The following is a 14379-nucleotide window of genomic DNA, read 5'->3' on the forward strand; positions in this document are numbered from 1 at the left end:
AGAAGAACCCTTATTTCGATTCTTCTTCTATGCTTTGAACCAATACTTCAAATTCGAGTTATCCAAACTATAGTTGAAGAAAAGTAGGTTTCCTAATATCTTCCGGACTACTTCTAGGACTTCTACATACTCAAGGGTATTATCTGTTTCTTTATGAAAAGTAATGACTAAGTTATTGCTTTTACAATTAAGTAAAGCAGCGACATTTCCTTTCTCTAGAAGAATTAGATTATCCATAATCTTTGTTTGAGAACAACAATATTGTAGATTGCTACTTTCTACCGTGCAAATTTGTATTTCAAATGACCCGTATACCTTCATGAATACCTCCAATATTTTATTTGTAGTATTCTAGACGGTCACCTTTTAAAATATAACCAATAATAAAAGAAATTTGAAAAATTCTATATTAGAATTATTACATCGTTTAACTAATAAAGAAGATAGATAAAGGCAAAACTTTATCTATCTTCTTTTAATTGACTCGTAATATTAGGGAAGGCGCTTTCCTGTAGTCAAATCATTAAGTGTCTTATATCAATGCTCACAGGGGTTATCAGTGTAGAGAAACATGTATATTAGAATTTAAAGCCATCTTTAGGCTCACTAATTTGTAATGAAGTTTTAAGTTTGAAAACCAGTTGATAACCAAGCTTTTTTCTGGTTCCATTTTCAATTCTAGATATAGTAGACGCTTCTATACCAATTCGTTCAGCTAGTTCATTCTGGGTTAATCCTAATGATTTTCTGCCTTGGTAGACTAGATTTCCAAATGGTTCTGTTTTCGTGTTCATTATTTCACCTCATTTTATATTATGAATCGATTTGTGAAAATATAACTAATTCAGCAATACTAAATTCAAATAAATAAAACAATAAAATTATTCCAATTGGCAAAAAAAAGTAGTTATACATTTTGTTTCGATTGACTAATATGAAGTATCTAATACTTAAACTATTTTTTACAATTCTTTTGCGGTGAATATATATTGAACTTTAGTTTTCAAATTTTGAAGATGAATATCCTTAATTAGATTGATAGACAATGGTTTGAGTAAATTTAGAATGAGGTGAATAATATGAAAAATCAATGCTTTGGAAATGCTCACACTGCTAATATGTATGTAAGAGCCATACCCAAAACACAATCATTAATCATAACAAGTAATAAGCATCTTATAAGTAATTCACACAAAGGTTTAGAAATACAAAAAAATGGTTTTACATTTGTAATCAATAACAATAGTAGATATATAGATATTCAATTTGATTTCATAGAATTATTGAAAAAAAGTAGGATAGATGAAAAAGACTCAAATAAAATCCTCGATTTACTAAATAGTGCTATGCATGAAATACATCCTTTCGTTTTTGAACCTATCTTAAAAAGAATTGATTTGCGTTATGATATTGTGATGCAACCAGATGAGAGACAGGTTTTTTGGGAACTAATGACAAAAACAAAAGAGAGAATTGGAAAGCTATATAAACTTTATGGAAGCTCATCAAGTGATAAAAGTCTGTATTATCGAGGCAAAGAGGGGCGACATAATCATGGGAACCTACGTATAAACATCTACGATAAGGAGCAACAATTAAATAGCATTAATAGCAATATTTCCAGTAACGAAAAAAATATAATTAGGTTTGAATTACAATTTTTAAACAGACATCTCAACTATAATAAGTATAAGTATAATATAAACAAAGTTCTAAATAATTACTTGTCTGATGATTCCAGAAGGAGTAATTTTAACAAGTATATAATTCCAATAATATATCCAGGAACATACTATAAGCTTAGTTGTGCTAAAAAGATAATTAAGAGTAGTGGCTTAACCCAATCTATGAAATTAAAAATCATAAAACTTTTAGTGCAATGTTCTCAAACTAATATTGATGAAACCAGCAAAAATTACTCTGTAAATACGTGGAATAAATATTTAGGAATATTGAAAGACTTAGATATAAATCCGATTACCATACCATCAAAATCGCAATTAGATGAATTGCTGAATCCACTTTCGAATGATTACAAAAATCCAATAATTTAATTTTATCGAAACGAATAATCACATCCAATATATTTAATTTGTATGATGAATGAATTATAGCTGAATAGTTATGATAAAATGAACACATATGATTGGACGAGAAATGGTGTCACGAAGGGGGAGATTAAATGGGAAATGCCATTGAGAAGCCAAAAGTGTTTATTTCTTATGCTCGAAGCGGTAGTGAGTATGACGATAAAGTACTTGCATTAGCTGAGCGACTAGTTACTGACGGTATTGATGTTGTTCTTGATAAATGGGACTTGAAACCTGGTCAAGATATGTATGATTTTATGGAATCATCAGTGACTGACTCGAAAGTAACTAATGTCTTGATACTATTAAATGAACAATACAAATTAAAAGCTGACTCACGAAAAGGTGGAGTTGGTACTGAAACTCAGATTATTTCTCCTCAAATCTATTGCGAAGTAAAACAAGATAAATTTATTCCTGTAGTTTTTGAAAGAGGACCTAAAGGAGAGGTATATGTTCCAGAGTATTTGACAAGTAGATATCACATTGATTTGACTTATGCAGAAAGATTTGATAAAGAATACGCTGGTTTAGCACGTATATTATGGGGATTTGATATATTCAGAAAACCCGAGCTTGGGAATAGACCAAGTTGGATTAGCGAACCTAATTCAATTAAGCTTGAAACAGAGAGTAAATTAGAAGAATTGAAGAGGATAATGTCAGAGAATGCTAGAAAAGAGAAGTATAATGATTTTCTCGACGAAGTTAAGAACGAAATAATGCTTTTTAAAAAAGAATGGATAAATAGCACTGTAAACTCTGAAGAGTATATTGCTCTTTATTCTGAGACAAAAAATATTAGAGATAAATTCTTGGCTCTTCTCAAGTATTCTTCAGTTGTTGATGATAGTTATATATTGATTGCTAATGCAATAGAAGAATTGGCTAACAATATGAGACAAGATATACTGATTAGAGAAATACAAAAAACACTGATTCACGAGTTATTCTTATATACAATAACTTGGTACCTAAAAAAGAAAAATTATAGAGCGTTAGGCAATATCTTTGAAAGAACATATTTTAAAACAAGTTACGGCAGCCTAATGCATGATAGCTATAATATGTTTTACATCAATAATACAAGACTAGATAATGCAATAAATGAAAGAGACGATAAAAAATATTATAGTGGTACAGCCCAGTATTGGATTGAAAATTTGAATATTGATATCTGTAACAAGGACGAATTTGTCTTTGGTGATTTACTATGTTATCAGCATTCTGTAATTGGAGTAACATATTATAGTGATTGGAATTGGTTTCCGTTGACATATGGATACGGGCTAAACAACAAACTACTACAGGATTTTTCCGTACGTTTCAAATCAATGGAACAACTAGATAGTTTTAAAGAAATATTTGGATACAACGACTATGCTAAGTTTATTGAACGTTTGACTACGCTAGCAAATAATTACAAAGATGGAGATTTTAGACAGATACGCTATCCAAGGTCTTTTGATAGTGCTCCTATGATATTCTCTTTCATTATGCCCAATGAGATTGGAACATTAAAATAATAGGTGTAAGAAGGTGTCAGCATTGAGTCTTGGTGATGTGGCCTCAGTAGCAACTTTGCTTTTGTTTATTACATATATTGCTGGAAGAGTTTGGAGAGTGAAAATCGTTCTTGATAGTAAATTCGATGTCCTAGAAGTAAAAGATTTTTCCGAAGATATTCCTGCTTTAATTACTGAAGAAGATAATTATATAGATTTGGGAGGACCCCATTTAATCAAACTCTCATCTCCTATAAAAATTCGCCAGGTAACTTTTCATAAAATTGATTACAGTATTGATGATAGTGGGGATATGCAAAGTAAATTAAATTTTGGGTCTTCACATATTAAAATTGAGCCTCATGAGTGTCTTTATATTGGCATTGAACTATCCGAGACATTGCCACTACATCAAATTAGAATTGAGTACATAGATTTTAGCATAGCTACTTTTGGCATTTCTGAAAACCGAAGAAATGGTTCGATTGAAAAGGAAAACTATGAAGTGAAGTCTACTATTAAAACATATTTATACTATTTAGTGATATAGAGGTTAAAATGAAAAAGATAAATGTGATTATTTATATTTTAATTGGACTTAGTTTATTTTTTATATTTTATAGACCAGACCAAAGAGAATCAGTATATTCAAGCTTATTAGTGATTGTAACATCGGTCTCAGTACTAGTAAGCTATATGATGTACAGTTCCCAAATAGTTCCTAAGCTTTATGTGCTAGGAAGTATTAAAGACGCCAAGAATCAGTGGTCAGGAAGAGTTATGAACGATTTCATTGTTTCACAGACAGATGATATAGAGGGAATAGCGTATGATGGAAATGACAAGTCTGTTATTTTGGAGATTCACAACAATGGTAGTGTTCCTGCCACAAACATTAAGATAGAATACGATATTGTTACATATATTAAAAAGATTAAATTCGGAGTGGATAGAGCGGAGATTTTAAATTTTAGTAGTGTTATTCTAGAGAGGGTATCAAGAACGATAGAGTATGATTACTTACCCCCAGGAGATTCGAGAAGTGAAGTGATTTTTTATGTAAGCAGATATCCGCAAGTTGACATTGTAGTCAAGAAATTAATAAGTAAAGAGGAGAGATTTATTTCGAGTGATACAGTTATATTAAGATATAGAGATGAGAGATTTACTAAGCTAGGGGATAATCAAGATTTACTTTATTTATTGGGAATTAGTAATCCAGATGTATCTCCTTAAATAGAATAGAAGGTATCGCCATATTATTGGAGGCAAAGGATAGGAAACGCAAGTTGATATGATAAAACTGAAATGCATAATATTTCGTAAAGTTTGGTATAGAACTTTATAAGAAAAATTACGAATTAGAAATTTAAAGTAGATGATTTAGCATAAATCAATCGGATAATTATGAGTAGCCATCCAGATGAACTTATATTTAATGAGGTTCATCTTTATTTTATGTAGAGTGAATAATTCCCCGGATTACTAGAATAATAAAATTGGAGGTGTTCAGATAATGATTGACACAAAAATCCATGCACTTGAAGTCCTAAATTATGTACTAAGTAGAAGTAGTGAGAAGGATAAGAAAGAGATAATTAGGAAATCGATGGTAGAGTTAAAAAAATTCGAATTCAAGATTGATGAAGAGGTATTCTTTAAGGAGATACTCAAGAGGAAAGATGGACTTAAATTCATGCAATCAAATGGTATATTGACTTTAGAAGAACTTGTGATGAAGCAATACGAGTATCGTATGAAGTATGAGTGGGGTCTTTACAAGAAAATTCCTTCAATGATTGATATAAACGAAGATGACTTAGATGAATCATACTATTTAGATTAATATTCATGTATCAATCTGGAAGAATCAATAATAAAAGCCATTTTTGTGATTTTTTCATGTTGATGTCCCTAATTGTGGACATCAATTATAGTAGACTAAAATAGGTGCTTATTCTAAGTGCTGAATTGTTGTGATTAAATGGAAAATTGATTAATTTCAAAGTATAATTGATATTGCGAGTATTGTAGTTAAAAGATGATTAGTGATTTAAATATATCATACTATAATTTATAGTATATAGTTGGTTAAAACGAAAAAAATACGGGGGATAACGATGAAAAACATGAGTAATTCAGAACAAACCGCTGGATATCAGTCGGAGGCTCAGCTGGAAGCGCTTCTTGTCAAAAACCTGATAAGAAAGGACTATGAGCGGGTGGAGATAAGGGATAGGGATGACCTTGAAGCTAATTTCAGGCAAACCTTATATCGGTTCAATGAAAGTAAGCTAAATGGAAAACCGTTCTCCAATAAGGAATTCGAGAAAATACTGCTTCATATTGAAGGGAAGAGCATCTACCAGAGCGCAAAGAATCTCAGGGACCAGTTCGTGCTGACCAGGGATGATGGAACCGAGGTGTATATCGGATTCATGAGTGATGAGCATACCGACAACATCTACCAGGTGACGAACCAGGTGACAATGATTGGGAAGTATACCAACCGATATGATGTTACGCTGCTGATGAATGGACTGCCAGTATGCCAGATTGAACTCAAGCGAAGAGGCATGGACATGAAAGCGGCTTTCAATCAGATAATGAGATATCGAAGGCATTCCTTTGCGGGGCTTTACCGGTATGTGCAGCTTTTTGTCATCAGTAACGGAGTAGATACCAAGTATTTCTCCAATAATGATGGAGAAATCAATTACGGGAACACGTTCTTCTGGACAGATGAATCAAATAATCGTATATCCACTTTACAGGATTTTGCGGATTCCTTTTTCAATCGCTACTTCCTCACAAAGATTCTTTCGAAATACTTTGTCATCAATGACACAGACAAGATGCTTATGGTCATGAGACCCTATCAGATATTCGCCACAGAGGCTCTTGTGAAGAAGGCGACCGAAACCTTGTCTAACGGTTATGTATGGCATACAACAGGCGCAGGGAAGACGCTGACCTCATTTAAAGCTAGTCAGCTCATTGCGCAGGACAATCAGGTCAAAAAGGTATTCTTTCTTGTAGACAGAAAGGACCTGGACACCCAGACAACTCAGGAATTCAATAAATTTGAAGCAGGCTCCGTGGATACGACAGACAGTACAAAAGTACTGGTCAAGCAGATTAAGGACCCGCAGAGGAAGCTTATCATCACAACCATTCAGAAGCTGGCTCATGCAGTCAACTCAGCCAGATATGAAAAGGTCCTTTCTCAGTACAGTGAAGAGAAGGTCATCTTCATTATTGATGAGTGTCACAGAAGTCAGTTCGGTGATATGCACAAGGATATCAAGAAGCATTTCACCAAAGCGCAGTATTTCGGTTTTACCGGAACACCCAGGTTCATAGAGAACAAGAGCCAGGATGGAAGAACCACCACCGACATATTCGGGAAGTGTTTGCATACCTATCTCATCAAGGAAGCCATTCATGACAACAATGTCCTTGGATTCAATGTGGAGTATATCCAGACCTTTACAGGGCAGTATGATGAATCCGATGATGCTATGGTGGAGGGAATCGATACCAAAGAAGTATATGAGGACCCGGAGAGAATCTCCCTTGTTGCCAATCACATTGTGAATCATCATCACATGAAGACCAGAAACAAGCAGTATACAGCACTCTTTACCGTAGCGTCCATACCGATGCTTATAAAATACTATGACATGTTCAAGACCATTCAGCACAACCTGAAGATAACAGCGGTTTTCACATTCGGCCAGAATGAAGATGCGGAAGGTAAGGATGAACATTCCAGAGAGTCCCTGGAAAGAATCATTAAGGACTACAACAAGGAATTCGGGACCAACTATTCCACTGATACATTCAGTGCTTTCAACACGGATGTCTCCAAGAGAGTGAAGACGAAACAGATAGATATCCTCATTGTCGTGAATATGTATACCACAGGCTTTGACTCCAAGCCTCTCTCCACGCTTTATGTCGATAAGAGGATGAAGTTCCATGACTTACTTCAAGCCTTCTCCCGAACAAATAGAGTGGAACTGGCCACGAAGCCCTATGGCAATATAGTATGCTACAGAAATCTGAAAGAACGCACGGATGAAGCCATTAAGCTGTTCAGTCAGACAGACAGTGTGGATGATGTGCTGCTGAGAGAGTATTCCTACTACCTGGATAAGTTCCAGGATGCTATTGGTGACCTTCATGATGTGGTTAAGACGCCTGCTGATGTGGATAATCTCATGTCAGAGGACGACCAGAAGAAATTCATTATAGCATTCAGAGAACTCTCCAAACTTCTCCTCATCCTTCAATCCTTTGTTGAGTTTGAGTTTGACCCGTCTGTTCTCCATATCACGGAACAGACCTATCAGGATTTCAGAAGCAAGTATCTGGACCTCCATGAAGAGAGTACTCGAACCAGTGGAGATAAGGCGACAATCCTGGATGATATCGACTTTTCCATTGAGCTGATGCATACGGATAGAATCAATGTAGCTTATATCATGAATCTTATTCGAAACATCAACTTCGAAGATGATGAAAAGAAGAAGAAAGATGTGGAATACATCAAGAAGGAGTTGGACAGAACGGATAATCCTCAGCTCAGAAAGAAAGTGGACCTTATCAAGGCATTCCTTGATGAAGTCATTCCCAATGTTTCACCCGAAGATAATGTCGATGATGAATATTTTGGATTTGAAAACAGGAAAAGGGATGAAGAAATCACCGAGTTCTCCGAAGAAAAAGGAGTAGATGTGGGGATTCTTACAAGAGAGATATCAGAGCTTGAATTCACAGGTATCTTCAACAAGGAAAGAATAAGGGAAAACCTGGGTTCAGGAATATCCTTCCTGAAAAAGAAATCACTTCTTGAAGAAATAAAGAATTTCATATACGAATTAGTGGAGAAATACCAGTAAAAATGAAAGGGGTAAAAATATGACATTAACACAGAAACAGCAGAAACAGCAGAGAGAGCTTCATGGAAAACTATGGACAATGGTGAACGACCTTCGAGGCAATATGGAGGCTTATGAGTTCAAGAATTACATTCTTGGCGTCATCTTCTACAGATATCTGTCCGAGAGAACAGAAAGGTTCATGGCAAGACTTCTTAAAGACGACAACATCACCTATGAAGAAGCCTGGAAGAATCCGGAGTACAAAGAAGCTCTGATAGAAGAAGCCCTTGAATCTCTGGGATTCGTCATTGAACCGCAGAACCTCTTTTCACATCTGGTGAATAATATCAATACTGGCGATTTCACTGTGGAAGCCTTCCATAAGGCCATCAATGATGTTGTAGAGTCAACTTTAGGACAGCCTTCACAGGATGCATTCGATGGACTCTTTGAGGATATGGACCTGACCTCCACAAAGCTCGGAAGAGAGGTAAGAGAGAGGGGTAAACTGATGGGGAAAATACTCTCCACAGTGGATTCCATCAGCTTTGACCATGAAGACATCACCATAGACGTGCTTGGCGATGCTTATATGTATCTTATCGGTATGTTTGCGCAAACAGCGGGTAAAAAGGGGGGCGAGTTCTACACCCCTCAATCAATTGTGGAGCTGGTAGCCAGGATTGCTACGCAGGGAAGAAAAGACATCCTGTCAGTTTCTGACCCGACATGTGGAAGTGGTGGACTTCTTCTTGAAACAAAGAAGTATTCCAATGTAAGAATCTTTGACGGAGCGGAGCTCACGTCTACCACTTACAATCTCTGTCGTATGAACATGATTATTCATAATGTTCCATACACAAACTTTAACATCGCTAATACAGATACACTTGAGAGACCTGCTCATATGGACAAAACCTATTCTGTACAGGTTGCCAACCCTCCCTATAGTGCGAAATGGAGTGCTGATGCCAAGTTTATGGAAGACGACAGATTCTCTCAATACGGAAAACTGGCACCTAAATCTAAGGCAGACTTCGCATTTGTTCAGCACATGGTGCATCAGATGGATGAGGATGGAATAGCAGTAGTGCTCCTGCCTCACGGAGTGCTCTTTAGAGGGGCTGCAGAGGGAACCATAAGAGAACACATGATTAAAGAGCAGAACGTCATAGACACCATCATAGGGCTTCCTGCAGGGTGCTTTATGGGTACGTCCATACCAGTTGCGTGCCTCGTCTTAAAGAAGAACAGAGACAATAGTGATAATATCTTCTTCATAGATGCATCTAAAGAGTTTATTCCTGGAAAACCAGTCAATGCACTGTCAGAAGAGCATATCGAAAAGATTCTGGAGACCTACGTGGCAAGAGAAGATGTAGAGAGGTATGCATCGAAGGCATCCATGGATACAATTGCAGAAAACGGCTATAATCTCAACATACCAAGGTATGTGGATACCTTCGAGAAAGAAGAAGAGATAGATATCCAGGCTGTAAAGGAAAAGTATGTGGAGCTTGAAACAGAGGCAAAAGAGATTGAGAAAAAGATAGAAGAGTACTTTGCAGAGCTTGGGATATAGGGGGGTGAATGTATGAGCAAGAACACTTCACGATTAAGATTTAATAAGTATAAGTCTTCACCTCAAATTGCGAAATTAGGGGATTATTCCATAAAAGTAGGTAGTGGAAAAACTCCCAAAGGAGGCTCTTCTGTATATCAAGATGATGGTGTAATTCTTATTAGAAGCCAAAATGTTCTTGATGGGCAGTTAGAACTGAAAGAGGTTGCATTTATTTCTGATGAAATAAATAAAACAATGAGTAACTCTGAAGTTAATCCGAGAGATGTTTTGCTGAATATTACAGGAGCTTCCATCGGGCGATGTGCTATTGTCCCCAATGATTTTCCCCCAGCTAATGTTAATCAGCATGTATGCATTATTCGTGCAGATGAAAACAAACTAGACCCCAAATATCTTATGCAACAGATATTATCTCCCAGAATTCAGAATCAGATTAATAGTCTTCAAGCAGGAGGAAACAGAGAAGGACTGAATTTTCAACAAATTAGAGCTTTTGATGTGCTAATTCACGACTATCAAGAGCAAGTTCAAATTGGTGATTTCCTATCTACCATTGACTCCCGCATCACCAATCAATCCTCTAAACTGGACTCTCTCCAGGAGTTGAAGAAGGGGGTTATGCAGAAGATATTCTCACAGGAGATTAGATTTAAGAGGGAAGATGGGAGAGAATATCCTGATTGGGAAGAAAAAACACTGGGGGATATTTTTGCTCAAATTGACAGTGGAATGACTGCTGAGCAAGTAACTGGGCCGACTGATTTTCCTGTTAGCAGAATTGAAACGATATCTGATGACAGAATAAATATTGATAAAGTTGGATATGTTAAACATTTTGATGGCATAGAAAGATATAAATTAATGAAAGGAGATATTTTATTTAGCAACATAAATAGTCTGAAGTTTATAGGTAGGGCTGTATTGGTTGAAAATGAAAAATTATATCATGGTATGAACTTACTCAAACTTAGAGCTAAGGATGGATTCAGTAGCAAATTTTTGATTTACTCCTTCAATACTGAAAAGATGAGTAATCAGTTTAAGAGTAATGCAAAACGGGCTGTTAACCAAGCGAGTATATCTCAATCTGACATTAAGAGGCTCACGGTGAAAATCCCCATTATGGAAGAGCAACAAAAAATCGCAGACTTCCTCTCCACCCTCGACTCAAAAATCTCCCTCGAATCACAAATCTTGGAAACTCTTCAAACCATGAAAAAGGGATTACTGCAGCAGATGTTTGTGTAATTTGTTGTCATAAAATAATTTAATGGAGGAAAGAATAAGTATGAACAATCATCAAGTACTTTCAAATGTTAAACCAGGAAGAAGAGGCAGGTATTTCTCACTTATTATGTTGATAGTGTTATTGCTCATCATTTCTGGATGCTCTTCAAAAGAAAAAAATCCAGGACTCTTTTCTGAAGGTCTACTGTACGCAAAGCAAGGTGATTCGTATGGGTATATCGACAAAACGGGTACATTCGTAATTAATCCGCAATTTGATTATGCCTATGGTTTCAGCCCGAATGGATTGGCTCCTGTAGCAAATGATGACAAGTGGGGATATATCAATAAAAAAGGCGAAATAGTTATCCCGTTGCAGTATGAACTGGCCAATCATTTTAATGATGGTGAATTAGCAGTTGTAAAAATGAGCGGGAAGTATGGATTTATTGATAAAACTGGTAAGTTTATTATTAATCCAACATTTGATTACGCTTATGGGTTTGGAGTAGGCAAGCTCGCACCAGTTCAAATTGGGGATTCTTGGGGATATATAAACAAAGAAGGGACTATGGTTGCAGCTCCAATATTTAGTGAGGCTGATGAGTTCTATGACAGTGAATTAGCTGCAGTATGTATAGATGATAAATGGGGATATATTGATGAATCAGGTGAAATCGTGATTACCCCTCAATTCGATTCAGCAGCATCGTTCTATCACTCAAATCTAGCCCTCGTTTCCATGGGAGGGAAATATGGGTTTATAAACAAAGAGGGAACTCTTGAAATCAATCCAATATATGATAAAGCTACTATTTATTCTATTGATGGATTAAGTCGTGTTCACATTGCTGGTAAATATGGATTCATCAATGAGAAAAATGAATTTGCAATTAATCCGATGTTTGATGAAGTTGGGATGATGTTTAATGGTTATGCTTACATAAACGAAAATGACAAATATGGATTCATCAACAATAAAGGTGAAGTAGTAGTAGAACCACAATTTGAACCATTTAGTGAGTATTTTTCTTATGTAGGAAATGCTCGAAGCGATGGATTTGCAACTGTAAAACAGAATGGTAAGTATGGAATCATCAACATGAAGGGTGAATTCATTATTCAGCCAACATTCGATGATTTAGAATCTTAAAGGGAGATATAAATGATATTCGAAATCCACGATGAAAAAGATATTGAAAAGGTCAAGAAATTCCTGGAAGAAAGTGCCATTGTCCATGATGTGAGAGATAGTTCTTATGACTCATGGGATGGAGTGAACATATATGATACCCTGACATCCATGTTTGGCGATAATCCAACACTTGATGGAAATGAAGTGGTGGACCTGGTTTACCAAAGAGTCCCATCAATGGTTGAAAGACTGAACGAGATTGCTATTCATGACTTCAGCAATGAAATTGACGATAGTCCCTATCTTGCTATGGAAGGACATATCACAGACTATTACACCAAATTCATTGAAGAAGAATTGCAACTGATGGTGAATGAAGGAATAATTGAAATAGAAGAAGAGAAAATGCCTGAGTTAACGGCGGAGGAATTTGAAGACTATACCTGCACCTGCGGAAACACAAGTGCTGACAGTGGGTTTTCCCTTGTGACAAGGATGGGGGAATGATAGAGCCAACTTATGAGAGTGGCTGGACTGACCTCTGTGTCTGTGCCGGATGCGGGAAGATATTAAGAGTTAAATAATCGATTCACGAGCGGAGACAGATAGAGCTAAAAGTTTTATCTGTCTTTTTTAAATATAATCTTGTTATAATTTCGCATATATGCTAATATGATGATACAAAGGAGTCGAACATGTGGGATATTGAATTTTACAGAACTGAGAATGATATTGTTCCTGTCAGTGACTTTATTGAAGAAATGGATGTTAAGATGCAGGCTAAGATTTTTAGAGAAATAGACATATTGCAAGAATTAGGAATTGAATTGAGATTCCCTCATTCAAGAGCTTTAGGTGATGGGCTGTTTGAGCTTAGGATATCATCCAGAGGAAATATCTCACGCATCATATATTTTCATTTTAACAATAATAAATTTGTCTTATTGCATGGATTCGTAAAGAAAACTCAAAAGACTCCTAGAAAAGAAATTGAAGCAGCTAAAAACTATATGAATGACTACAGGAGGAGAAACGAATGAGTAAAGCAGGTGTAAGTTACAAAGAAATCAAAAAGAAACACCTTCAAAAACCAGAGGTAAAGAAGGAGTACGATGCTCTCGAATTAAGATATAGTATTGTCAAAGCTTTGGCAAAACTGAGAAAAGAGCAGAACCTGACGCAACTTGAACTTGCAGACAAAATGAAAACCACACCTTCTGTCATTTCCAGAATTGAGAGTGGAAATCAGAATGTATCTGTGGATACAATTGAGAAAATTGCAAAAGTACTGGGGAAAACGCCGGTGCTTTCATTCAAATAGGATGAGTAAGTTGTAATTGAATTAATGGACGAAAATAATAAAATAAGAAAAAAGATAGACGTCAATTTGTGACAGCTATCTTTTTTTTGTAAAAAGTTCTATTCCTAACTTTTTGAATACATTATTATCTGCTAGAGAGAGGATTATAGAGCGATGTGAAATGAACTCCAATAAAATGTTATAAGAGAATAAACTAGTGATTACTAATTAACGATATCAGAAATTCCATATGCTCCATGACCTGTAATGGAGTTTAGACTATCCTCGATATTGCTAAATTTATCATTTATATCAGAAATTGAGGTATATAACCCATAACCTTTTATATCTGAAAGATTATCATTAATCTCTGTTAACTTATCCCTAATGTCTGTTGCTACATAACTCAAGTCAGATAAAAGATTCTTGATTTCATCCATTGTCGTATTTAAGTCATTGATTTGATTAGCCTCCATTCTTAATGTATATATTATCAATACCAATTGTATCATACTAGGCACATAGATAATAATCATATTATAAGTTAAGTTTTTACGTTTCATTGCAACAAACTACCATTAAAGTCAAGTACACAACTTTAATGATTCATGAGAAGGTATTGCAAAATATTATGTAAATCATAATTGACCA

14 protein-coding genes are annotated in these 14379 nt (G+C 35.6%); 12 read left to right on the top strand and 2 right to left on the bottom strand.

What is annotated here, in order from left to right; all coding sequences use genetic code 11:
* Positions 1–578: 578 nt before the first annotated feature.
* Positions 579–794, bottom strand: coding sequence for a helix-turn-helix domain-containing protein (locus J3A84_RS05445; RefSeq protein ID WP_207598993.1), 216 nt, complete (start codon positions 792–794; stop codon positions 579–581).
* Between the two features lie 285 nt (positions 795–1079).
* Between J3A84_RS05445 and J3A84_RS05450 the strand changes: the two genes are divergently transcribed.
* The 12 genes from J3A84_RS05450 to J3A84_RS05505 all read left to right on the top strand — a co-directional run bounded on the left by J3A84_RS05450 (position 1080) and on the right by J3A84_RS05505 (position 13749).
* Complete coding sequence (locus tag J3A84_RS05450; RefSeq protein ID WP_207598994.1) at positions 1080–2054, top strand: hypothetical protein; 975 nt, start codon at positions 1080–1082, stop codon at positions 2052–2054.
* Between the two features lie 128 nt (positions 2055–2182).
* Positions 2183–3616 (top strand): toll/interleukin-1 receptor domain-containing protein, encoded by a 1434-nt coding sequence (locus J3A84_RS05455; protein WP_207598995.1) that lies wholly within the window; start codon positions 2183–2185, stop codon positions 3614–3616.
* Between the two features lie 22 nt (positions 3617–3638).
* Positions 3639–4145: a hypothetical protein gene (locus tag J3A84_RS05460; RefSeq protein WP_207598996.1), complete on the top strand. Its 507-nt coding sequence runs from the start codon at positions 3639–3641 to the stop codon at positions 4143–4145.
* A gap of 8 nt (positions 4146–4153) precedes the next feature.
* Positions 4154–4831: a hypothetical protein gene (locus tag J3A84_RS05465; protein WP_207598997.1), complete on the top strand. Its 678-nt coding sequence runs from the start codon at positions 4154–4156 to the stop codon at positions 4829–4831.
* Between the two features lie 280 nt (positions 4832–5111).
* Positions 5112–5441, top strand: coding sequence for a hypothetical protein (locus J3A84_RS05470; protein WP_207598998.1), 330 nt, complete (start codon positions 5112–5114; stop codon positions 5439–5441).
* 274 nt (positions 5442–5715) lie between these two features.
* Positions 5716–8499, top strand: coding sequence for a type I restriction endonuclease subunit R (locus J3A84_RS05475; protein WP_242694020.1), 2784 nt, complete (start codon positions 5716–5718; stop codon positions 8497–8499).
* A 19-nt stretch (positions 8500–8518) separates the two neighbouring features.
* Positions 8519–10063, top strand: coding sequence for a type I restriction-modification system subunit M (locus J3A84_RS05480; RefSeq protein WP_207598999.1), 1545 nt, complete (start codon positions 8519–8521; stop codon positions 10061–10063).
* Between the two features lie 12 nt (positions 10064–10075).
* A complete protein-coding gene (locus tag J3A84_RS05485; protein WP_207599000.1) occupies positions 10076–11314 on the top strand; it encodes a restriction endonuclease subunit S in 1239 nt (412 codons plus the stop codon).
* A 40-nt stretch (positions 11315–11354) separates the two neighbouring features.
* Entirely contained in the window at positions 11355–12446 is a 1092-nt protein-coding gene (locus tag J3A84_RS05490; protein WP_207599001.1) for a WG repeat-containing protein, read from the top strand.
* Between the two features lie 12 nt (positions 12447–12458).
* Complete coding sequence (locus J3A84_RS05495) at positions 12459–12935, top strand: hypothetical protein (RefSeq protein ID WP_207599002.1); 477 nt, start codon at positions 12459–12461, stop codon at positions 12933–12935.
* A gap of 188 nt (positions 12936–13123) precedes the next feature.
* Positions 13124–13468 (top strand): type II toxin-antitoxin system RelE/ParE family toxin, encoded by a 345-nt coding sequence (locus J3A84_RS05500; protein WP_207599003.1) that lies wholly within the window; start codon positions 13124–13126, stop codon positions 13466–13468.
* On the top strand, positions 13465–13749 hold the full coding sequence (locus J3A84_RS05505) for a helix-turn-helix domain-containing protein (RefSeq protein WP_207599004.1): 285 nt from the start codon (positions 13465–13467) through the stop codon (positions 13747–13749). The genes J3A84_RS05500 and J3A84_RS05505 overlap by 4 nt, the downstream gene beginning before the upstream one ends.
* A gap of 203 nt (positions 13750–13952) precedes the next feature.
* Here J3A84_RS05505 and J3A84_RS05510 read toward each other — a convergent pair whose 3' ends face one another.
* On the bottom strand, positions 13953–14291 hold the full coding sequence (locus tag J3A84_RS05510) for a hypothetical protein (RefSeq protein ID WP_207599005.1): 339 nt from the start codon (positions 14289–14291) through the stop codon (positions 13953–13955).
* Between the last annotated feature and the right edge of the window lie 88 nt (positions 14292–14379).

Origin of the sequence: Proteiniclasticum aestuarii, assembly GCF_017368455.1 — a bacterium.
Classification (GTDB): Bacteria; Bacillota; Clostridia; order Clostridiales; family Clostridiaceae; genus Proteiniclasticum; species Proteiniclasticum aestuarii.